18 protein-coding genes and 1 riboswitch are annotated in these 24152 nt (G+C 37.8%); of the genes, 15 read left to right on the top strand and 3 right to left on the bottom strand.

The features are described from left to right. Window positions 1–401: 401 nt before the first annotated feature. From kynU to metH, 8 genes are all read left to right on the top strand, one after another. A complete protein-coding gene (kynU, locus tag ACQCPR_RS16385; protein ID WP_427137562.1) occupies window positions 402–1676 on the top strand; it encodes a kynureninase in 1275 nt (424 codons plus the stop codon). Window positions 1677–1691: 15 nt separating this feature from the next. Further along, window positions 1692–2522, top strand: coding sequence for a tryptophan 2,3-dioxygenase (gene kynA / locus ACQCPR_RS16380; protein WP_427137561.1), 831 nt, complete (start codon window positions 1692–1694; stop codon window positions 2520–2522). Window positions 2523–2535: 13 nt separating this feature from the next. After that, window positions 2536–3162 (top strand): arylformamidase, encoded by a 627-nt coding sequence (kynB, locus tag ACQCPR_RS16375; protein WP_090569068.1) that lies wholly within the window; start codon window positions 2536–2538, stop codon window positions 3160–3162. A gap of 66 nt (window positions 3163–3228) precedes the next feature. Further along, a complete protein-coding gene (locus ACQCPR_RS16370; protein ID WP_427137560.1) occupies window positions 3229–3657 on the top strand; it encodes a hypothetical protein in 429 nt (142 codons plus the stop codon). A gap of 428 nt (window positions 3658–4085) precedes the next feature. After that, complete coding sequence (locus ACQCPR_RS16365) at window positions 4086–5477, top strand: protoporphyrinogen oxidase (protein ID WP_427137559.1); 1392 nt, start codon at window positions 4086–4088, stop codon at window positions 5475–5477. Between the two features lie 116 nt (window positions 5478–5593). After that, window positions 5594–6541: an NERD domain-containing protein gene (locus tag ACQCPR_RS16360; RefSeq protein ID WP_427137558.1), complete on the top strand. Its 948-nt coding sequence runs from the start codon at window positions 5594–5596 to the stop codon at window positions 6539–6541. A gap of 409 nt (window positions 6542–6950) precedes the next feature. Beyond that, window positions 6951–7059: riboswitch (SAM riboswitch) on the top strand. Window positions 7060–7130: 71 nt separating this feature from the next. Beyond that, the gene (locus ACQCPR_RS16355) at window positions 7131–8990 is read left to right on the top strand and encodes a bifunctional homocysteine S-methyltransferase/methylenetetrahydrofolate reductase (RefSeq protein ID WP_427137557.1); all 1860 of its coding nucleotides are present in this window, start codon (window positions 7131–7133) and stop codon (window positions 8988–8990) included. Continuing rightward, complete coding sequence (metH, locus tag ACQCPR_RS16350) at window positions 8971–12411, top strand: methionine synthase (RefSeq protein WP_427137556.1); 3441 nt, start codon at window positions 8971–8973, stop codon at window positions 12409–12411. The genes ACQCPR_RS16355 and metH overlap by 20 nt, the downstream gene beginning before the upstream one ends. Before the next feature lie 89 nt (window positions 12412–12500). Here metH and ACQCPR_RS16345 read toward each other — a convergent pair whose 3' ends face one another. From ACQCPR_RS16345 to ACQCPR_RS16335, 3 genes are all read right to left on the bottom strand, one after another. Next, complete coding sequence (locus ACQCPR_RS16345) at window positions 12501–13256, bottom strand: DUF817 domain-containing protein (protein ID WP_090569084.1); 756 nt, start codon at window positions 13254–13256, stop codon at window positions 12501–12503. 301 nt (window positions 13257–13557) lie between these two features. After that, window positions 13558–13761, bottom strand: a complete 204-nt coding sequence (gene tatA, locus ACQCPR_RS16340; RefSeq protein ID WP_090569087.1) for a twin-arginine translocase TatA/TatE family subunit — start codon at window positions 13759–13761, stop codon at window positions 13558–13560. A 96-nt stretch (window positions 13762–13857) separates the two neighbouring features. Continuing rightward, window positions 13858–14013, bottom strand: a complete 156-nt coding sequence (locus ACQCPR_RS16335) for a GMC oxidoreductase (RefSeq protein ID WP_427138961.1) — start codon at window positions 14011–14013, stop codon at window positions 13858–13860. Between the two features lie 453 nt (window positions 14014–14466). Here ACQCPR_RS16335 and ACQCPR_RS16330 point away from each other — a divergent pair, with 453 nt between their 5' ends. From ACQCPR_RS16330 to nadE, 7 genes are all read left to right on the top strand, one after another. Continuing rightward, entirely contained in the window at window positions 14467–15063 is a 597-nt protein-coding gene (locus ACQCPR_RS16330; protein WP_139176027.1) for a hypothetical protein, read from the top strand. Window positions 15064–15142: 79 nt separating this feature from the next. Next, window positions 15143–16738, top strand: coding sequence for a catalase (locus ACQCPR_RS16325; protein WP_090569094.1), 1596 nt, complete (start codon window positions 15143–15145; stop codon window positions 16736–16738). A gap of 425 nt (window positions 16739–17163) precedes the next feature. Further along, window positions 17164–17919 carry an exodeoxyribonuclease III gene (locus ACQCPR_RS16320; RefSeq protein ID WP_090569097.1) on the top strand — a complete coding sequence of 252 codons (756 nt, stop codon included), beginning with the start codon at window positions 17164–17166 and terminating at the stop codon, window positions 17917–17919. A 94-nt stretch (window positions 17920–18013) separates the two neighbouring features. Further along, the gene (locus ACQCPR_RS16315) at window positions 18014–19294 is read left to right on the top strand and encodes an aminotransferase class I/II-fold pyridoxal phosphate-dependent enzyme (protein ID WP_090569101.1); all 1281 of its coding nucleotides are present in this window, start codon (window positions 18014–18016) and stop codon (window positions 19292–19294) included. Window positions 19295–19439: 145 nt separating this feature from the next. Then, window positions 19440–21611 (top strand): PQQ-binding-like beta-propeller repeat protein, encoded by a 2172-nt coding sequence (locus ACQCPR_RS16310; protein WP_427137555.1) that lies wholly within the window; start codon window positions 19440–19442, stop codon window positions 21609–21611. Between the two features lie 226 nt (window positions 21612–21837). Further along, on the top strand, window positions 21838–23322 hold the full coding sequence (locus ACQCPR_RS16305) for a nicotinate phosphoribosyltransferase (RefSeq protein WP_093496736.1): 1485 nt from the start codon (window positions 21838–21840) through the stop codon (window positions 23320–23322). Next, entirely contained in the window at window positions 23322–24149 is an 828-nt protein-coding gene (gene nadE / locus ACQCPR_RS16300; protein ID WP_090569109.1) for an ammonia-dependent NAD(+) synthetase, read from the top strand. The genes ACQCPR_RS16305 and nadE overlap by 1 nt, the downstream gene beginning before the upstream one ends. Window positions 24150–24152 lie beyond the last annotated feature (3 nt).

Raw genomic sequence — 24152 nt, 5'->3', positions numbered from 1 at the left:
TGTGTACAAAACTGAGTTCCATTCCAGGGACGCTTTCCACGGGCGTGGCCTGAGCCAGTAGTCTCAGGCGTCACGCTATTCCCGTAGGAGTCGCCCCTCCATTCCCATCAATTTGATTAAATATCCATTATTTAGTAAAGCTTTCTCCTTATCCAATAAAATTTTTACTTCTGTCCTAGCCTCTTTTTTTGTGTGTAGCATTTATAGGGTTACTCGGATACTAAGACTTTTTGGTAAGTGTTAAGTTGCATAATCTAATAGTGACAGGAGTTATTAGATTGAAAAATTTCCGTTTAACAAAATAGCCTTCCTTTCATTCATTGACACTCAATCTATTAAAACATATGATTTATATAAATAGAATGAAAATTTAGATTTCTAAAAGGTTGGTGACGTTTTAGATGCAGAGTACTATGGTGGAATATGCGAAAAGTTTAGACGAGCAAGATGCTTTGGGAAAGTATAGAAATGAATTTTATATCCAACCGAATGTCATTTACATGGATGGGAATTCCCTCGGGTTACTATCTAAGCGGGCAGAAAAGTCTGTATTAACGCTGCTAGATTCATGGAAACAATATGGAATAGACGGATGGACGCAGGGGGAGCACCCATGGTTTTATTTCCCTGAAACATTAAGTGAGATGTGTGCCCCTCTAGTAGGAGCTTCAAAAGAAGAGGTTATCATAACAGGCTCTACCTCGGCAAACTTACATCAATTAGTCGCTAGTTTTTATAGACCAGAAGGAATTCGTAATAAAATATTAGCGGATGAACTGAATTTTCCATCCGATTTATATGCAATTAGCAGTCAGCTATCATTGCATGGATTTAATGGTGATGAACATATGAAACTGGTAAAAAGTTATGATGGCTATACATTACAAGATGAAGATATTATAAGCGCGATGACTGATGACGTAGCTTTAATAATACTACCTAGTGTGTTATATCGAAGTGGTCAGGTATTAGACATCAAAATGCTGACCGAAGCAGCTCATGAGCGAAGTATTATGATTGGCTTTGATTTATGTCATTCAATTGGATCTGTACCACATGAACTGGATAAATGGGATGTGGACTTTGCGTTTTGGTGTAACTATAAGCATGTGAACGGTGGGCCTGGAGCAACAGGGGGGTTATATGTAAATCGTAAGCATTTTGGTGGGAAGCCTGGACTTGCGGGATGGTTTGGTTCTGATAAAGAAAAACAATTTGATTTGTCGACTCAAATGACTCCAGCAACAAATGCAGGAGCCTATCAAATCGGAACTCCGCATATAATGAGTAGTGCTCCGCTATATGGATCTTTAGAAATGTTCGCAGAAGTTGGAATAGATGCCATTCGAGAAAAGTCACTAAAGTTAACCAATTATATGATGACGTTAATCGAACACGAATTAAGTGAATATAATTTTGTAATTGCTAATCCACGGGAAACAGAGAAGCGTGGAGGTCATATCTTTTTAGTACATGATGAGGCAGCTCGTATATGCAAAGCGTTAAAAGTGCAACAAGTTATTCCAGATTTTCGTTCACCAAATGGCATTCGTTTAGCACCAGTTGCATTGTATAACTCGTATGAGGATGTATGGAAAACAGTGCGGATTTTAAAATTGATTATGAAGGAAGAGCTTTATAAAAAGTATGAAAATAAACGTGATGTTATTGCTTAAGAAAGGAGGTATAGCATGCTAGATGATAATAGGGAAAGTGGAATACATACAGATTTTCGAGAAGAAATGACGTATGGTGAATACTTACAGCTAGATAATTTATTGGCCAGTCAACAAAGGTTATCAGGACATCATGATGAAATGCTATTCATAATTATTCATCAGGTTAGTGAACTTTGGATGAAACTTATATTGCATGAACTTACGAGTGCAATTCAAGCTATACAAGCGGATAAAATGCAATCTGCATTTAAAATGTTAGCACGAGTGACGAAAATTCAAACACAAATTATCCAGGCTTGGGATGTCCTTTCCACACTAACACCTGCAGAGTATTTAGAGTTTCGAGATAAGCTGGGCAAGGCTTCTGGCTTTCAATCCTTTCAATATAGGCAAATTGAATTTGCCCTTGGCTATAGGACTAAGCATATACTGAAGATTTACGAACAAGAGACAGAATTGTATGAAGAGCTGCAAGATGCTTTTCATGCACCAAGTATTTATGATGTTTCAATTCAAGCTTTGGCTCGAGCTGGGTTTCCGATAAATACTCAGTTATTGAATCGAGATTATTCCATTACGTACGTCGGAGATGAATCAGTAGCAAATGCATGGAAGGAAGTTTACCAAAACGTCGATAAGTACTGGAATTTGTATCAATTAGCAGAAAAGTTAGTAGACGTAGAAGACTGGCTCCAGCAGTGGCGCTTTCGTCATATGAAAACGGTAGAAAGAATAATAGGATTTAAAAAAGGCACTGGAGGATCATCTGGTGTGAATTATTTACGGCATGTATTAGACCATCGTTTCTTCCCAGAGCTTTGGGATTTACGTACAAATTTATAGGGAGGTCAGGAAAATGAACAAAGAATGGATTGATATTACACAAACTATCTCGACTAGAATAGCAACATGGCCAGGGGATACTATTTTTGAGTATGAACTAACCGCTACAAAGGAAGAGGGGGGTGCTGCAAATGTTGGGACGATAACAGCAAGTTTGCATACAGGAACTCATGCAGATGCTCCATTTCATTATGTAAGTGAAGGAAAGACACTGGATATGCTTGACGTTAATATGTATATTGGACGTGCAAAAGTGGTTAGTGTCGTTGGTGCTTCCGAGATTGGTAGGGAGGAATTAGAGGGGTTTGATTTAACGGGTGTAGAGCGTTTGCTTTTAAAAACGACGAATACAGCATCACCTGAAAAATTCCCTGAGAAGATTAATACATTGAAAGAAAATATTGGACCATTTTTAAAGGAAAAGGGTATTTTTCTAATCGGCACGGACCAACCATCAGTTGATGGGATAGAAAGTAAGGAGCTATTAGCGCATCATTCGCTGTTTAGAAATGATGTATATATTATAGAAAATCTCTTGCTGGAAAATGTGGAGCCTGGTGATTATGATTTAATCGCTTTACCCCTGAAAATTGAAGGGGCGGACGGAAGCCCCATACGTGCAGTGCTAAAAAAAATATAATAGACGGGATAGATAGCACTTTAATATGCTAGTCTATCCTTTTCTATTTTAAAAGGAGGAGCTAGAATGAAAAGGTTTTTATTTATTTTCTTTTCAACAGCAGTAATTGGATTTGTTTTTTATTTTGGGATGGATTATCAAATGAGATTAAGAGAAAAGTCAGCAATCATATTTGATATTAAGCCTTATATATCATTTGCAAGCTTTTTCTCTATTTTTATTGGAATGTTGTTACGATTACCCAAACTAATTTTAGAAATTAGAGATAAACAAAGGTGGTCGTTCGATTGGATGAAGATTATAGTAATTGGAATACCATCTCTCTATATTGCAATGATTCCACTTTTTGCTCTTGTCTACGGAATGAATTTATGGTTTTCAAATGTGGTTATGCTAGTAGGGGATATTACATTCACAACAATAGCTGGGGTTATATTTGGCTATGTATTGTTAGATAGCTTGAACAGTAAAGCTTCCACAACTAACAAAAATTAGAAATCAGGGTGAAATAGAATCCAGGTGGATAAGAGAAATGGATTTAGATTTCGTCTTCAATGCATCTGCATTAATTATCGGGATATCAGTTTTAATTTTTATTGTTTGGACTTTTATTGAGAAAAGAACCTAATAATTGGTCCTTTTTATAAGAAAGCCCAAAGTGCTAATAGTGTGCAAAAGGCTGTACTATAAATAAAATAATAGATATTACTTCAAGTTTTATATCCCAAAACTGCTGTTTTCAAAATAGTCTTCACATAAATTTAATCCTCTGTATACGTATTATCTCCTCCTACTCATATTTATTATTAGAACTACCTTCTTTATTTGTTCATAATTTACCTTCTAGCAGTGATGTAAATCATATCGGTAATTTTCAAAAACGCTTATACTAGTTGTATGAATTGATATAAGGAGTGGTTAGGTTGAAAAAAATAGTGGTTATTGGTGGCGGAATCACAGGGCTTTCTACTATGCATTATTTGCAAAAACTTAAAAATGAACAATCGTTAGATATAGAGCTAGTATTAGTTGAAGCGAACGAGTACTTAGGTGGCAAGATCCATACCATGCAGGAAGACAACTTCATTATGGAGGTTGGAGCTGATTCAATTGTTGCAAGAAACGAAGCAATCACAAATTTAATTGAAGAGCTAAATCTTGAAGATGAAAAAGTGTATAACTCTACAGGCATTTCGTATATTTACACAAACAATGAGTTACATGCGATTCCTGCAGACACTGTATTCGGTATTCCCACAAGTATTGAATCATTAAATAGCAGTACGCTAATATCAGATGCTGGGAAAAAAGAAGCTTTAAAAGATTTAGAATTACAAAATGAGAGCTTTACAAAAGAAAGCTCAGTCGGGTCATTTTTAGAGTATTTCTTAGGGAAAGAATTAGTTGAAAAACAAATTGTGCCTGTGTTATCAGGCGTTTACTCTGGTGATCTAAATAAACTTTCTATCGCTACCACACTACCTTATTTGATTGACTATAAAAATAAATACGGCAGTATAATTAAGGGGTTAGAGGAAAACAGAGCACAATTCCAAGCTGCAGCTAATAAAAAGTTCATTTCTTTCCAAAATGGACTTTCCACACTAATTGATCGCTTAGAGGAAGTGCTGAGCGAATCTACGATTATTAAAGGTGTGGCAACAAAGAAAGTAGAGAAGAAGGATGGACGTTATTCGGTTTTATTGACTAATGGGGAAACGGTTGAAGCAGATAGTGTAGTGCTAGCTACTCCTCATAATGTAGCGCAGCTGATTCTTCAAGATGAACAGTTGGATACCGATTTCAATAGACTAAAAAATTCATCCCTTATTAGTGTATATCTTGGATTTGATATTCCAGATAATCAGATTCCAGCAGAGGGCACTGGTTTTATCGTATCCGAAAATAGTGATGTGAAATGTAATGCATGTACGTGGACAAGTCGTAAATGGACACACACGTCAAAAGACAATCAATTACTTGTTCGTATGTTCTATAAGAGCTCAAGTTCAGCCTTTGAGAGTATGAAGAATATGAGTGAAGAAGAGCTAGTAGAAGTTGCGCTCCAAGATATTAAAATGAGCTTGAAATTAACAGGCAAACCTGAGGTAATAGAAGTAACAAAATGGAATGATCAAATGCCAAATTATCATCTAGCACACGGGGATGCAATTCAATCATTAACAGCTAAGATGGCTGATGAGATGCCAAATGTGGTGTTGGCTGGTTGTTCTTATTACGGGGTTGGAATTGTAGCTTGCATTAAGAACGGTAGAGAAACAGCAGAAAATATTATAAATTCAATAGTTGATTAAGTTTGCTGGCCAAAATTCATTTTTGGCCATTTTTTTATGAGGAAAATTGAATAGTAGCTTATTTGGTGAAATTTACATTTTCTTTTGTTGTGCTACGATTCAATTGGAGGTGAAGTATGCTTAAAGTAATGGATTCTTGCGAATATAATTTAATTGGTCTACAAATGTTAGCAAAAAGATTGAATGATACACATCCTCAAAAGGAGATAATCTTAGCTAAAGAAAAGGCAGCAAGAGCTGGACTGCAAGGTGAACGTAGAATAAGTGAAGTTTTTGCGAAATATACATTTCCTTTTGAATACTTTTTCGTTGAAAATATCGGATTAAATTCAAACGGTAAGTTCCAAATAGATGCTATTTTTCTTACTCCCTATTTCTTAGTAATTCTCGAAAGTAAAAATATAAGTGGGAAGTTATTTTTCAAACAAAACCCTGCGCAGTTAGAGCGCGAAACACCCAATGGTAAAGTCGATGTTTTTGAAAGCCCAGAAATTCAGTTATCGCGAAATATTCAATTACTACAAGAATGGCTGGGGAATCATGGGCTGACAATCCCAATATACGGTGTTATTGTTCTTAGCAATCCAAAAGTGAGAGTAATTGAACCACCGAAAAAACTTAGTGCTATTCTCCCGCAAACCATCCCAGTATATTTACGTAATCTTCCCCGCGAAAATGTATATTTTGATTCTGAAAAAATGAAAAAATTTGAAAATCAAATAAAAGTAGGTCAACAAACTTATATTCCTTTTCCAATGTGCACACGCTGGGGTATTAATCCTGAAAATTTAAGAAGCGGTGTCCAGTGTGAAAGCTGTAATTTTCATGGAATGGAAAAAAGAAAAAATGGCTGGACTTGTCCTCGTTGTGGTTATTTTGATAAGCTCGGACATGAAAGGGCCATAAGGGATTGGTTTATGCTGATTAGCGATACTATAACTAATAAACAATGTAGAGACTTTCTACATTTAGAATCAAAATATATCGCGCACAGAATCTTGCAATCAATGAATTTAACCAAGATAGGAACATCCAGAAACACTAAGTATAAATGGATATGGTAAAGAACCTGTGCATATACTGAAAAAGATAGAAAAAGAGAGAATCGCTAGAATGTAGCGGAGAATCACTAGAATGTAGTGGAGAATCGCTAGAATGAAGCGGAGAATCGCTAGAATGTAGTGGAGAATCGCTAGAATGTAGTGGAGAATCGCTAGAATGTAGTGGAGAATCGCTAGAATGTAGTGGAGAATCGCTAGAATGTAGTGGAGAATCGCTAGAATGTAGTGGAGAATCGCTAGAATGTAGTGGAGAATCACTAGAATGAAGCGAAGAATCGCTAGAATGAAGAAGAAAATCACTTAAATAGGATAAATAAACACTTAGCGAAGTGTATAGAAAATTCAAAACACATCTTGACGCTTTAGTGGAATAAAGGTACGATATGTTTAATTAAAAAATTGAATAATGAAATTCTTATCAAGAGAAGCCGAGGGACTGGCCCTACGAAGCTTCAGCAACCAGCCAATTAATTGGTCAGGTGCTAAATCCAGCAGACTTTACAAAGTCTGAAAGATGAGAAGGTGGTATCTAGCATACTCGTAAAGCCTTCTTTTCATGGAAGGCTTTTTTATATGGAGAGGATGGATACAAATGAGGTTATTAGAGAAATTACAGTCGTCTATACTGACAGCGGATGGGGCAATGGGTACGCTACTTTATTCGTACGGAATTGACTATTGCAATGAGGAATTAAACATTCAAAAGCCGGAAATTATTGAGAAGATACATCAGGATTATATTGAGGCCGGAGCAGATATTATTCAAACGAATACGTATGGAGCGAATGCCATTAAATTGGCGCGTTACGGGCTAGAAAACCAACTGAAAGAAATAAATGAAGCGGCTATCCAAATTGCTAAAAGAGCTGCTGCACCGGGCAACCAATTTGTCCTCGGTACGATTGGGGGCATTCGAGGAATTCGGAAAAGTGATGCCACTCTCGATGAGATTATCCATTCACTTGATCAGCAAGCCATCCAACTGTTAGCGGGAGATCCAGATGGTTTATTACTCGAAACCTATTATGACTTGGAAGAATTAAAGACTACTGTGACTTATCTTCGTACCTTAACTGATATACCAATTATAGCCCAAGTATCCATGCATGAGCCCGGTATTCTTCAAAATGGCTTACCACTTAATGATGCTCTACTTCAGCTTGAAGCAATTGGGGCGAACATAGTTGGAGTCAACTGTCGACTAGGTCCCCATCATACAATTCAAGCATTTGAAGGAGTAAACCTTCCGAATAAGGCTTTTCTCTCTGCTTATCCAAATGCGAGTTTACTGGATATAGATGAAGGGCGAATTGTCTATGAGTCCGATGCTGAATATTTTGGAAAAGCGGCGTTATATCTTAGGGATGCTGGAGTACGACTAATAGGAGGTTGCTGCGGGACGACACCAAAGCATATCGAAGCAGTAAAAAAACATATTGGTCATTTAGCACCGATTACGAGTAAGGTTGTTGAAAACAGAAAGCCGATTATTATTCAAGACGCCAAGCCGACTAACACACTGGCTCTCCATGAAAAAGCAAAAACAGAAAGGACGATTATTGTTGAGCTAGACACTCCTCGTCACCTTGACACGACTACATTCATGGAAGGTTCGGAAAAACTATATGCTGCTGGAATTGATGCAGTGACAATGGCGGATAACTCATTAGCCTCCCCGCGTATTAGTAATATGGCAATGGGCTCGATGTTAAAGCACCAAAAAAATATTAGACCGCTTGCTCATATTACATGCCGTGATCGTAATTTAATCGGTCTTCAATCTCATTTAATGGGGCTGGATGCGCTTGGAATCCATGATATTCTTGCTGTAACAGGAGACCCGACGAAAATTGGTGATTTCCCTGGAGCAACAAGTGTTTATGATGTATCAAGCCTAGAATTGATACAACTAATCAAACAATTAAACGAAGGTATTTCTTTCTCAGGAAAGTCACTACGAAAAAAAGCTAATTTCTCCGTAGCTGCTGCTTTTAATCCGAACGTTCGTGTTCTGGACCGTGCAGTGAAGCGACTAGAGAAGAAAATAGAATGTGGAGCAGATTATTTCATCACACAACCTGTCTACTCGAAAGATAAAATTCATGAAATTTATGAAGCGACTAAGCATTTATCAACCCCTATTTTCATTGGAATTATGCCACTGACTAATAGTCGTAATTCAGAATTCCTTCACAATGAAGTGCCAGGTATAAAATTGTCCGAAGAGGTACTGGAGCGTATGCGTTTATGTGGAGATGATAGAGAGCTAGCTACTGCAGAAGGTATCCAAATTTCAAAGGAATTAATAGATACAGCAGCGAAGCTATTCAACGGTATTTATATAATTACGCCATTTTTCCGATACGATATGTCTCTTGAATTAATTCATTATATTCAAGAGATTGATCGAAAGAAAGAGAGAGGGTTCAGCTATGTCCAAACATCTAATTGAGCAACAACTCCAGGAAAGAATACTAATTATTGACGGTGCAATGGGAACGATGATTCAAAATGCAGATCTTAATCCCGAAGATTTCGGAGGGGATGAATACGACGGTTGTAATGAGTATTTAAATATAGTAAAACCGGATGTTATTGAACACGTCCATCGTGAATATTTAGCTGCTGGAGCTGATATTATTTGTACGAATACATTTGGTGGGACTCCTGTCGTGTTAAATGAATATGATCTCGGTAATCAAGCACATGATATTAACTTTCGAGCAGCCCAGCTAGCTAAAATATGTGCAGAGGAATTTTCTACTTCGGATTGGCCGAGATTTGTAGCGGGGGCAATTGGACCGACGACAAAAACATTATCAGTCACAGGTGGTATCACATTCGATGAACTTACGAACGACTTTTATGTGCAAGCAAAGGCTTTAGTAGAAGGTGGAGTAGATGTTATCTTACTGGAAACTAGTCAAGATATGCTGAATGTGAAGGCTGCAACAATAGGTATCAAACAGGCGTTTAAGGAATTGAATAAAGAGCTACCTATTATGATTTCAGGAACCATTGAACCAATGGGAACGACACTTGCAGGGCAAAGTATCGAAGCGTTCTATATTTCAATCGAGCATATTAAACCACTTTCGGTAGGCTTAAATTGTGCGACAGGACCAGAATTTATGACAGATCATATCCGCTCGTTATCTGAGTTGTCGGATGGATATGTGAGCTGTTATCCAAATGCCGGCTTACCAGATGAAGAAGGGCATTACCATGAATCTCCAGAATCACTCTCTAAAAAGCTAAGAGGCTTTGCCGAAAAGGGATGGTTGAATGTTGTGGGTGGATGCTGTGGAACGACCCCTGCTCATATTCGAGCAGTCCGAGAAGCAGTACAAGATCTTGCTCCACGTAAACCGGTAGAGTCGGGTCGACAAGGGCATGTTGTTTCTGGAATTGAGCCTCTTCAATATGATGAGTCAATGCGTCCTTTATTTATAGGGGAGCGTACGAATGTAATAGGTTCTCGGAAGTTTAAACGTTTAATCGTGGATGAAAAGTTTGAAGAAGCATCTGAAATTGCGCGAGCACAGGTTAAAGGTGGAGCTCATGTTATTGATATTTGCCTCGCAAATCCCGACCGCGATGAACTAGAGGATATGACTAACTTCATGAAAGAGGTCGTGAAAAAAGTTAAAGTACCACTTGTTATTGATTCGACAGATGAAAAAGTAATAGAAGTAGCACTTAAATATTCCCAAGGAAAAGCAATCATCAATTCCATTAACTTAGAGGACGGGGAAGAGCGATTTGAAGCAGTAATGCCTCTAGTGAAAAAGTACGGTGCGGCAGTAGTAGTTGGAACAATTGATGAAGTAGGAATGGCAGTGACAAGGGAGAGGAAGTTAGAAATCGCAGAACGTTCCTATGATTTACTAGTAAATAAATGGGGACTTGCACCAGAAGATATAATTTTTGATCCTCTTGTATTCCCAGTCGGAACAGGAGACCAACAATATATAGGATCAGCAGTTGAGACAATTGAAGGTATCCGTCTAATAAAAGAGAAGCTACCACGAGCATTGACTATTTTAGGAGTTAGTAATGTATCATTTGGTCTTCCACCAGTTGGTCGTGAAGTGCTGAATGCTGTCTATTTATACCACTGTACGCAAGCTGGACTGGACTACGCGATTGTAAATACTGAAAAGCTTGAAAGATATGCGTCTATTCCTAAACTGGAAATCGACATGGCAAATGAGCTATTATTTACAACGACTGATCAGACACTTGCTGATTTTACCGATTTTTACCGCGATAAAAAGAAAGAAAAGACCGAGGATGATATACCAAAAACAGTACCAGAACGTCTTGCTTATTATGTTATTGAGGGGACAAAAGAGGGACTTATCCCTGATTTAGAAGCTGCACTTCAAATGTATGATGCTCCGCTAGATGTCATTAATGGCCCTTTGATGAAGGGGATGGCTGAAGTAGGGCGACTGTTTAATGACAATCAGTTAATAGTTGCAGAGGTTCTTCAAAGTGCAGGTGTAATGAAGGCATCTGTTGCTTATTTGGAGCAGTTCATGGAGAAAAAAGAGGATGACTCTGGTAAAGGTAAAATCGTTCTAGCTACTGTTAAGGGCGATGTGCATGATATCGGAAAAAACTTAGTAGACATCATATTAAGTAACAATGGATATAAAGTAATCGATGTCGGAATTAAAGTAACTCCAGCGACTTTAATAGAGGTTATTCGAAAGGAAAAGCCCGATATTATTGGACTTTCTGGACTCCTTGTAAAGTCAGCACAGCAAATGGTTATTACTGCTCAAGATTTTAAAGAAGCAGGTATTGATGTCCCTATACTTGTAGGGGGGGCAGCTCTCTCTCGTCGTTTTACGGAAACGAAAATTTCCGCTCAATATGATGGACCAGTCCTATATGCAAAAGATGCGATGCAGGGACTAGATCTTGCCAATCGATTGCAAAATGAAGAGGATAAAGAGACTTTATTAGTCGAACTTGGTGTTCAACAGGAAAAAAGAAAAATTGCAGAAGCTAATCGCTCAGCAAAGCAGGCAGTGGCTGTTTTAGAAAAACCAGTAAAAACCGTACGTGATGATGTTCGGGTATATGTACCAAAGGATGTTCGTAGACATGTACTAAAGGATTACTCCGTCGCGCACTTACACCCATATGTGAATATGCGAACATTGATAGGTCATCATTTAGGATTAAAAGGGTATAGTGAAAAACTATTAGCAGAGAAAGACGAGCGGGCAACAACTTTACATGAATTAGTCACTGGATATTTACAATCGGATATTTTGAAGCCACAAGGGGTATATCAATTTTTCCCTGCACAAGCGGATGGAGATGATGTAATTATCTATGACCCAACCGACTCGAAAACAGAAATCGAGCGTTTCACATTCCCACGTCAATCTGCCCAACCATTCCTTTGTCTAGCAGATTATTTAAAATCTGTAGATAGAGGAGAAATGGATTATGTGGCACTAATGTTAGTTACTGCGGGACATGGAGTTCGTGGGGAAGCAGCAAAACTGAAAGAACAAGGGAAATTCTTAGAAAGTCATGCATTACAAGCAACTGCGCTAGAACTAGCAGAGGGATTTGCCGAACGAATTCATCAAGAAATCCGAGACCAATGGGGTTTTCCTGATGCAACCGATTTTACCATGCGCGATCGTTTTGCTGCAAAATACCAAGGCCAGCGATTTTCCTTCGGCTATCCAGCCTGTCCAAATCTAGATGATCAAGCAAAACTGTTTGGCTTGATAAAACCTGAAATCATTGGAGTAGAGCTTACTGAAGAATTCATGATGGAACCAGAAGCATCCGTTTCTGCCATTGTATTTGCACATCCAGATGCTAGGTACTTTGTTGTAGATTAAAAATAAAACACTGCCTTCTTGGCAGTGTTTTTATGATGATGAAATCGATTAATGCTGAACAATAATCAATCACCTAAACAAAACAACAATCACAAAGTACGACTCTTCACTCGTTTCAATTGTGCAACGATAATTACGCTAATAATCACTAGTAAAAACCACGAGCTAATTTTCCCGATATGGACGAGAGACCAAGTTTCCGCTTGGTTAGGGTATTGCCATGCTCCTAAAAAGGTCACGATATTTTCAGCGATCCAAATAAAGAAACCAATCAATAAAAATGCGAGAATCATGGGCATTTTAAAAACCTTTTCCTTCAATTGAAAAGTTACTACTGTGCGGAAAAAGATGATTAAAAGTAAGCATTTAAGAACCCAACGAATGTCATAAGTAAAATGATGGGTAAAAAAATTGAAATAGATAAGAGTGCTAATTCCAACTGCCCAAATTGGTTTCGGCCAATTATACATATGTAGATTCATTCTTCGCCAACTTTGACAAATATAACTCGCAACACTAGCATACATAAATCCGCTATATAAAGGCACGCCACCCACCTTACTATATGCCTCCTCTGGATATGACCAAGAACCCATATGTACTTTATATAACTCTAAACCAAGACCAATAATATGAAATAAACAAATTACCTTAAACTCATCCCAAGTCTCTAATTTTGAAACAAGCATAAATACTTGTCCAATTATACAAATGAGGAGGATAAAGTCGTATCTAGGAATAAATGGGATAGCTACAAATTTTGAAAGGGCTAGAGCTGCAAATATGATTACTGGAAATATACAAGATAGTGCCTGTAAATATGTAAATAGTAGAAAAGAACGCATACGAGTACTCCTTTTAAACAGATATAGGAATATGGACGAACTTAAAAGAGTTTGGTTCAAGGTAGGCTAATCATGTATAATTTTCACTATGTATAAAACAATGGAGGAATGCTCATCAATTCAGAAAATCACTCAATAGCGAAGAACAAAATTTCTTTAAAGAGCATTTTGTCCAGCAGGTGAAAGAAAAAAGGATACAATAATGTAACTGTCACAAATATCGTGGAAAAGGCAGATTATGAATTGACTCAAGTCTAATAATAAAAAAGTTGGTCTTGACGGATGTCAGGACCAACCAGTTTTATTTCTTGTCTAGGTTTACTTCAGATGCTTCGACTTTCTTATCATCTTTTTCTTCATCATTTATAATATCTCGAGTCGAGGTTTTGAATTCTTTTAATGTTTGTCCAACTGCTTTGCCTAATTGAGGTAATTTAGATGGACCAAAGATAATCAAAGCAATAATTAATACAAGTATTAAACCGGGTATTCCTATGTTTGGCATAGAATCTCCTCCTTCTATATATAGAATCGTTATTAATATAACACATTCCGTGCAAAAATGTAAAAACGACGTTTTTTTTAGTATTCGACCATACCTTCAACTGCTCGATAAGCTAACATACCTACATTTGTATGGTGTTGGATTTGTTGGATTGAAATGAGGGAATGCCGAAGCTCCACAAACGATTAAATTTTCTACATCCGACATTAGCATGTCATTATTGATAGCAAAGTTATCAGGGCTATCTCCCATCATGCTAGAATGTGGATCTTCCACCAAAGTGAACAGCGATTGGGATTGTGTCAATAATGTGTGCTTTCATTTCCTTTACTACTTCATACCATTTTTCTACTAAAAATTCATTACATTTATGGTCCAACTACACGGATAAGTAAATCTCCATATTCATCTGTATATACTAAATCTAAGTCTAGATATTGATCTTCTTGCGGTTAGATAGCTCTTTAAGTTTATTATAAATTTCCGGTTATTTTAAGCGGATATACAAAATGGATGGAAAGTATAGCATTCAAAGATGACTATTTTTTTTCGCCCCTATTTAACTAGGAATCTAATTGTTAATCATATACGTCTTAGGTCTTAGTAATTTTCCACCTTAAGTACGTATGGAATAATTAGCAGATAGAGCATGATTAAAATAATAGAAAAGAGGCAAAAATGTCTCTTATGAACGAGGTGGCAAAAATGGGGAAAAAGATTTATATCATTCTTAGCAATACGGGTACACTATTTTCGAAGGCGATTGGCATGTACACAAGAAAAGAATTAAACCATGCTTCTATTGCTTTTGATGAGGAATTAAATGAAATGTATAGCTTTGGTCGGAAAAGTAGTCATAATCCATTCAATGGGGGTTTCGTAAAGGAAAATCCTGTTGAAGGACTGTTCCAAAGAGCTACCTGTGCCATTTATGAGTGCGAAGTTACAGATTCTGAATATATGCGGATGAAGAGTAAAATTAGCCAAATGGAACAGCAAAAGCAATTATACAAATATAATCTAATAGGTTTGGTGTTAGTTGCAGTAAATATTGAAATGGAACGTGAGAATGCTTTCTTTTGTTCTCAATTTGTCGCTACTATTATGAAAGAATGTCCATCTTCGCGATTTCATATTGCGCCACCTTTGGCACAACCGCATCACTTTGAACAACTTTCAGCATTAACCTTAAAATTTAAAGGAAATCTTCAAACATATGTAAGTAGTAAAAGGAACGTAGAACAACCTATTCATGTATCAGTTTGGAGAAAGTATGCGTTTTCGATAGCAAGCTTTATGTAATTTTGGAATATTTACTCATCGTTCTGGACAGTATATAGGGGAATGTAAATTCTATCTATAATGTTTAGGAGGATGAAGAATGGCAGAAGAGCAACCAAATAACGAGACAAATGTGGAAAATGAGGATACGCTCACTAATAGACAGGGGCATCCTGTAACGAATAATCAGCATATTAGAACTGTCGGAAACAGAGGGCCAGCAACTTTAGAAAACTATGATTTCATTGAAAAAATTAGTCACTTTGACAGGGAACAAGTACCAGAGCGCGTCGTACATGCAAGGGGTGCAGGTGCGCATGGTTATTTCGAAGCTTACGGTGCTGTTGGGGACGAGGAAGTTTCTAAATATACTCGAGCTAAGCTGTTTCAGGTAAAAGGAAAGAAAACTCCTGTATTTGTTAGATTTTCTTCCGTTATTCATGGAGGACATTCTCCAGAAACATTGCGTGATCCACGCGGATTTGCAGTTAAATTTTATACAGAGGATGGAAACTGGGATTTAGTAGGGAATAATTTAAAAATATTCTTTATTCGTGATGCGATAAAGTTCCCAGATATGATTCATGCGTTTAAGCCAGATCCTGTAACGAATATTCAGGATTCTGAACGCTTCTTTGACTTTTGTGCTAGTTCACCTGAGTCCTTCCATATGGTTACCTTTGTATATTCGCCGTGGGGAATTCCAGCAAATTATCGAATGATGCAAGGCTCTGGTGTGAATACGTATAAATGGGTAAACAATGAAGGTAAAGCAGTACTCGTAAAATATCACTGGGAACCCAAGCAAGGTATACGAAATTTAACTCAAAAGGAAGCAGAGGAAATTCAGGCAAAGAACTTTAATCATGCCACACAAGATTTATATGATGCAATTGAAAAAGGTGACTTTCCTGAATGGGAGCTTCTAGTTCAAACGATGAGCGATGATGATCATCCAGAGCTCGATTTTGATCCATTAGATGATACGAAGCTTTGGCCAGAAGATTTATTTCCATGGAAAGCCGTGGGCAAAATGGTGTTAGATAGAAACCCTGAGGATTACTTTACAGAAGTGGAGCAGGCGGCGTTTGGTACAGGGGTGCTCGTAGATGGGTTAGACTTTTCAGACGATAAAATGCTGCAAGGTCGCACATTTTCGTACTCGGATACTCAGCGACATCGTGTTGGAGCGAACTATTTACAGCTTCCAATCAATGCTCCTAAGAAGCGCGTCGCAACCAATCAAAAGGGAGGACAGATGGCGTACCGGTTAGATAGAGGACCTTTCCAAAATCCACATATCAACTATGAGCCTTCTATATTAGATGGATTAAAGGAAGCAACACAGGTAGGCAAAGAATATACTCCTATGATAAAAGGAAACTTAGTTCGCGAATCCATCGATCGTCAAAGTAATACCAAGCAAGCTGGGGAAACTTATCGCCAATTTGAACAATGGGAAAAAACGGAGCTCATCTCTAATTTAGTAAATGACCTATCTGCATGTGACCCGCGAATTCAAGAGAAAATGATTGCACTAGCGGAGGAAGCGGATGCCGATTATGGGCGACATTTAAGGGAAGGACTTGCTCAAGCTAAAAATAATGGTTCCTCTCAAAAACCGTTAGGAAATAAAGGCGGAGATCAAGCACCAGAACAAGCGGTCAAAAAAGGTCATGAAGCCGATCCATATTAACAGTAAAAACCCTGCTCTTTCTTGAGCAGGTTTTTTTATTGTTGTGGATGCGTGCAATTGGATTGTGTTTGTACGTTCAACATACTCCCCTCATGCTTGTAGTAAGGGTCTTTTAACGATAGACACCTTGTGTATTTTCAATAAAGAAATATAATAAAGGAAAGAAACTGCATAGGGGGTATACATATGAGTTTACTAGCATTCGGAGCTATTTCATTGGTTATTTTGTTTGGATTATTTGCGCTGGCTATTGCAATATTCGTATTACTGAGGATGTCTAAAAAGTAAGAGGATGACCGATCACATTATGGTTCTCATTTAATAGCCTGCAAAGCCTAGGATACCAATTGTTTTTCGTTAAACTAAGATTTTGTTATGATTAACATAAAACTAGTTACATAGGTTTCTATTTTGGAGGAAATAAAATGAAGTTGGTTTCATGGAATGTGAATGGCTTAAGAGCCTGCGTGAAAAAAGGATTTTTGGAATATTTTAATGAAGTAAATGCAGATATTTTCTGTTTACAGGAAACGAAGCTACAAGCAGGTCAAATAGAACTATCATTAGATGGGTATGAGCAGTATTGGAATTACGCTTTGAAAAAGGGGTATTCTGGAACCGCAGTGTTCACCAAGGTAAAACCGTTGTCTGTGAAATATGGAGTTGGGGATAATGATTCAGAGGATGAAGGTAGAATTATTACGCTTGAGTATGACCAATTTTATTTGGTGAATGTATATACGCCTAATGCAAAACGAGATTTAACAAGACTTCCTTATCGACTTGAATGGGAAGATGAAATGCGTAACTATTTGAATATGTTAGATGCGATAAAACCTGTTATCATTTGTGGCGATTTAAATGTGGCTCACGGGGATATAGATTTGAAAAATGCTAAGTCTAATAGAGGAAACTCTGGGTTTACAGAAGAAGAACGTGGCAAAATGACAGCTTTACTTTCAGAAGGATTTGTAGATACATTTCGTTATTTTTATCCAGACAAAGAGGGTGCCTACACTTGGTGGTCCTATATGAGTAAGGTGAGAGAGCGGAATATAGGGTGGAGGATTGATTACTTTATTGCCTCTGAAACAATTGCCCCCTTATTAAAGGACGCTTCTATAGATGCTCATGTCCTTGGAAGTGATCATTGTCCTGTCATTTTAGAGTTGAAGCAGTAACAAGGTTAGAACGATATAATTTATGAAAGGGTATTATACTTTAGGTAAATAGAGTACAATATTTTTAAATCAAACATTTCGGAGGGACCAATAGATGAATGCTTTAGCAGCCCAATTAAACGAGAAAATGCAAAATGAAAATCCAGCTATTTATAATATGTTATCGGACTTAGGTAAAAACTTATACTATCCGAAAGGTATTTTAAGTCAAAGTGCAGAAGCAGGGAAAAAAGCACATCGATTTAATGCTACCATTGGAATCGCAACGGAAAATGGCGAACCGATGCATTTCCGTCATATACAAAACAAACTAGATTATAAGCCAAATGATATATATCCATATGCAGCTCCTCAAGGTAAGGAAGCTTTACGATCAATATGGAAAGAAAAACTTTTAGTAGATAACCCTTCTATGAAAGGTAAATCGATTGGCACACCGATTGTGACAAGTGCACTAACACACGGCTTAAGTATCGCTGCAGACTTGTTCATGGATGCTGGTGATGTATTAGTAACACCACAGCAATACTGGGGTAATTACAATACTGTATTCCAAGTAAGAAGAGGCGGACGTGTCGAGACTTTCCCTCTATTCAACGAAGCCGGCGGTTTCCATGTAGAAGCCTTCCGTGAAACAATTGCTAAGCAAACGGAAAAAGCGATTGTATTGTTAAACTTTCCTAACAATCCTACTGGTTTTACTCCTTCTGTAGAAGAAGCTGAAGCAATCGTCCAAGTGTTGAAGGATGCTGCTGAAGGTGGATTGAAATTAGTTGTTTTACTAGATGATGCTTATTTTGGATTATTTTATGAGGATTCTATTAAGGAATCATTGTTCGGATTACTAGCAGACAGCCATATGAATATTCTGCCAGTAAAAATTGATGGTGCGACGAAAGAAAACTACGTTTGGGGATTACGTGTAGGATTTATCACGTATGCAGCTGATCCAGATACACTAGATGCTTTAGAACAAAAAACAAAAGGTATCATTCGTGGGACTATTTCAAGCGGATCTCATATTTCTCAAACAATTCTTTTAGAGTCGCTTCAATCCGAAGAGTTTTTACAAGAAAAAGAAGAGAAATTCCAAATCATGCAAGGTCGAGCTATAAAAACGAAGCAGGTCTTAGCGGATGAAAAGTACGCACCATACTGGACATACTATCCGTTCAATTCTGGTTACTTCATGTGCTTGAAGTTAAATTCAGTGGATGCTGAAACTTTAAGACTGCATTTACTCGATCAATACGGTGTAGGTGTAATCGCGAGCAATCAAACAGATATCCGAGTAGCATTCTCCTGTGTAGAAGAAAACGATATTCAAGAGTTATTTGATCTAATCTATGAAGGTTGCAAGGACTTAACTAAATAAGAATATTATAAAGAAAACTGTTCCAGGGTCTAAACTCTGGAACAGTTTTTTATTTGGTTCGATTTCAGAAGGAACGGCATTTCTTTCAAATTCGAAACATAAACTATTTAATCAGCACATTTCAACAGGTTGGAGGGAGGGTCAGATGCGAAGTAGGGGATTATCGGTATCCGCACTAATCTTTATAGGTTCATTAAGTATTTTTGTAGCTTTTTTTATGGTATTTCTAGTAGTAAACTTTGAAAAATCGGATGATGGAAACGATGAAGTTCCATATGCCAGCATTACAGTAAAAGAAGAACCTGATAAAGAAGGCCAAGTTGAACCTAGTCCATCAAATGATGATGAAGTTGTAAATTATGCTTCTACAGAGTGGACAACACATGGTGGAGATTACTACAACAGACGCTATTCTATGCTAAACCAAATTACTACTGAAAACATTGTGGATTTAAAACCTACCTGGGTTTCAAGCTTAGGTTCTGGAGCAGAAAATAAATATTCTGGTGAAGCAACGCCAATTGTTGTAGAAGGAATAATGTATATTGCCACAGGGGCTAATGATATTTTTGCAATTGACGCAAAAACAGGAGAACAAATTTGGGCATATACTCCAGAAATTCCTCAAGAAATGGATACTGTATGCTGTGGGTGGACAACGCGCGGGGTTGCAGTCGGCGATGGAAAAGTATACGCGGGTTTGCTTGATGCACGTTTAATCGCACTTGATCAAAAAACAGGTGAATTACTATGGGAAACAACAGTAGCGGAATGGGAAGAAGGATATACAGTAACAAGTGCACCACTTTACTACAACGGTAAAGTTTATACTGGGGTAGCTGGTGGAGAATATGGTATACGTGGTCGTGTAATGGCTTACGATTCTGACTTAGGATCAGAAGTATGGAGATTTTATACGATTCCAGGACCAGCTGACGAACATGGAGATACTTGGCCATCAGATAATGATGCTTGGTTAACAGGTGGAGGGCCGGTTTGGAATACTCCAGCAGTTGACCCAGAACTAGGTTACATTTACTTTGCTACAGGTAATACCGCTCCAGATTTAGACGGGAGTAATCGTGAGGGCGATAATTTATATGCCAACTCTGTAGTAGCGGTAAATGCGGAAAACGGCGAGTATGTATGGCACTTTCAAGAAGTGCATCACGATATATGGGATATGGATCCTGCAAATCCAGTTATTCTTTTTGATGTTGAAAAAGATGGAGAAATGCGTAAAGGACTCGGGCAGGCCGGTAAAACTGGGTGGATTTATTTCTTAGATCGTACAGACGGTACTCCACTTGTAGGTATTGAGGAAAAACCAGTGCCTCAAGATGAACGACAAAAAACAGCTGCGACTCAACCATTCCCGGTAGGAGATGCATTTGTCCCTCAAGGTGTAACTGAGGAAGACATTGAACGAGATTTAGTTAATACCTTTGAAGGTGAAATAGGTGATATTTTTACACCTTTCTGGGATGTGCCGGTTACTCTAAAACCAAGTCCTCAAGGTGGAGCAAACTGGCCGCCATCTGCATATAACCCAGACACGGAACTATTTTATGTACTAGGCAATGATACTTATGTGGCACTTTCCAAAGAAGATGAGGCCGCTTATGAGGAAGGCTCAATGTATATAGGAAGTATTATGGCACCTGTTTCCAATGCTCCTCAACGAGGAACTATTACAGCAATGGATGTTAAAACAAACAAAATTGTATGGCAAGTTGATTGGGATGCAATTGCATATAGTGGAGTTTTAACAACTGCTGGAAATTTAGTATTTGTTGGACATAATGACGGACGTTTAATAGCTTTTGATGCAAAAACAGGAGGGCAAGTTTGGGAATATATGATGGATGCAGGTGCGAATGCGCCATCTGTTACTTATGAAATAGATGGCGAACAGTATATTTCTATTTATGTTGCTGGGAATGCACTTGCTGGAACAAAGCATGGCGACAAAGTTTATACATTTAAATTAGGAGGAGCTTTACAAGAAGGGCAGGTTATAGATGCCTCGGCAAAAGGTAAAGCCGCTAAAGTGGAAACTGAAGTAACGGTAAGTGTAGATACTGGGCTTACTAGTTACAAAAATAGCTGTATAGCTTGTCACGGAGATCAAGGTGCTAATGGACACAATGGTCCAAACTTGCAAAATAGTACAGTAGCAGAAAACAAAGAGGAAGTGATTGATCGTATAATAAACGGCAAAGGCGCAATGCCATCATTTAAGGATACACTTACAGCAGAAGAAATAGATGCGATAGCGGAGTACGTAGCTACTGTCATTTCTCCGTTAGGCGATTAATAAATTTAAAACCAGTCATCCCTGGATGTCTGGTTTTATTCGTGATGGCATATTGCCATAAAATTATACGCTACACTCTATAAGCAACAAAATCTGTGTCATTAACGCTCTACTAAGTATGTGTTTCTCTGAATGGTTTGCTTCCACTCCTTAGAGATGATTACTTGCCAAGAAAAAGGGTAAATAGTGTATACTTAGTTCAATAGTTATGGAGAAGGGGATTTTCATGAAAAAAAATTATCCAGATGACGGTTTAGCATTACATACAGACTTATATCAAATAAATATGGTAGAGGCCTATTGGGCAGATAATATGCATGAACGAAAAGCGGTATTTGAGCTATTTTTCCGCAAACTTCCATTTGGTAATGGTTATGGAGTTTTTGCGGGGCTGGAAAGATGTCTCGATTATTTGCGAAACTTTCATTTTACCGATAGTGATTTAGCTTACTTACAAGATGAGCTTGGATATAGAGAAGACTTTATAGCTTATTTACGTACTGTTCGTTTCACTGGAAATGTGTATTCAATGGTAGAAGGGGAGCTTGTATTCCCAAACGAACCGATTATTAGAATTGAGTCAACGCTTGCGGAAGCACAACTTGTGGAAACAGCTTTACTTAATATTGTCAATTACCAAACGTTGATAGCGACAAAAGGATCTCGAATTAAACAGGTGATAAAAGATGAAGTTGCAATGGAGTTTGGTTCAAGGCGTGCGCAAGAAATGGATGCGGCCATTTGGGGTACTAGAGCTGCATACATAGGCGGGATAGATGGAACTAGTAATGTTCGTGCTGGGAAAATGTTTGGAATTCCTGTTACTGGCACGCATGCTCATTCGCTAGTACAAGCATATAAAAATGAATATGAAGCTTTTCATTCTTATGCGAAGCGACATAAAGATTGCGTATTTTTAGTGGATACATATAATACGTTGAAAACGGGAGTGCCAACAGCTATAAAAGTGGCAAAAGAGCTTGGCGATAAGATTAACTTCATCGGTATTCGACTAGATTCAGGTGATATTTCCTTTTTATCGAAGGAAGCAAGAAAAATGTTAGATCAAGCCGGATTCCATGATGCAAAAATTGTTGTTTCCAATGATCTGGATGAATATACAATTCTAAACCTAAAAGCACAGGGAGCTAAGGTTGATAGCTGGGGTATTGGTACGAAGCTAATAACTGGATATGATCAGCCAGCACTTGGAGCTGTTTATAAAATTGTTTCGATAGAAAACGAAGCTGGGGTAATGGAAGATACGATTAAAATTTCTTCTACTACTGAAAAAGTTACAACTCCAGGTCAGAAAAAACTATATCGAATTATAGATAAAGAAAATGGGAAAGCGGAAGGCGACTATATTACGATGCACGACGAGGATCCTACGCATGAGGAACGTTTAAAGATGTTCCATCCAGTGCATACATTTGTCTCTAAGTTTGTGACGAATTTTGAAGCAAGGGATTTACATGTAAAAGTGATCGAAAATGGTCAAATAATCTATGATATACCTGAGTTATCCAAGGTTCGAGAATACGCTCATGATAACCTTGATTTATTATGGGAAGAGTATAAACGTTCACTAAATCCCGAGGAGTATCCAGTGGATTTAAGTCAAAAATGTTGGGATAATAAAATGCGTAATATTCAAGAGATCAAGGAGATGGAACACAATTTTATTGATCAAAATGGAGGTAGGTATTAATGTCAGCTAAACAACAAGAAATTATAGCAGCGTTAAAAGTGAACCCGACCATTGATGTACAAAAAGAAATACGTATTAGTATCGATTTTATGAAGGACTATTTAAAAAAACATCCATTTTTAACTAGTATGGTTTTAGGTATTTCTGGTGGTCAGGATTCTACATTAGTTGGTAAACTTGCACAGCTCACGATAGACGAATTAAATAAAGAGCTTGGTGAGGATAAATATTCATTTATAGCAGTAAGCTTGCCATATGGTGTTCAATTTGATGAACCAGATCGTCAGGATGCACTCGATTTTATAAGACCAAGTAAACGAGTGACGATCAATATAAAAGAAGCAGTAGATGCTAGCGATAAAGCTTTAGAAGATGCCGGTATCATCCTATCCGATTTCGCTAAAGGGAACGAAAAAGCTCGCGAGCGTATGAAAGCTCAATACTCTATTGCAGCTATGCATAATGGAGTAGTTCTTGGTACCGATCATGCTGCAGAAGCGGTAACTGGTTTCTATACAAAATACGGGGATGGTGGAGTAGATATCACCCCAATCTTTCGCCTAAACAAGCGTCAAGGTAAGCAATTATTAAAAGAATTAGGTTGTCCTGAGCATCTTTATACGAAAGTCCCAACAGCTGATTTGGAAGAAAACAGACCAGCTCTACCAGATGAAGTTGCACTTGGAGTAACGTATGAAGTAATTGATGATTATTTAGAAGGTAAAACGGTACCTGAGGAAGCTCAAGAAAAAATTGAAGGTTTCTATAATCGTTCTATGCATAAGCGTCATTTACCAATCACCGTTTTTGATGACTTTTGGAAATAAGAT

This window comes from Psychrobacillus psychrodurans (assembly GCF_050209195.1).
In the GTDB taxonomy this organism is placed as follows: domain Bacteria; phylum Bacillota; class Bacilli; order Bacillales_A; family Planococcaceae; genus Psychrobacillus; species Psychrobacillus psychrodurans.
The sequence above is the reverse complement of the archived record's forward strand: the minus strand, read 5'-3'. Positions and strand labels throughout refer to the sequence as shown.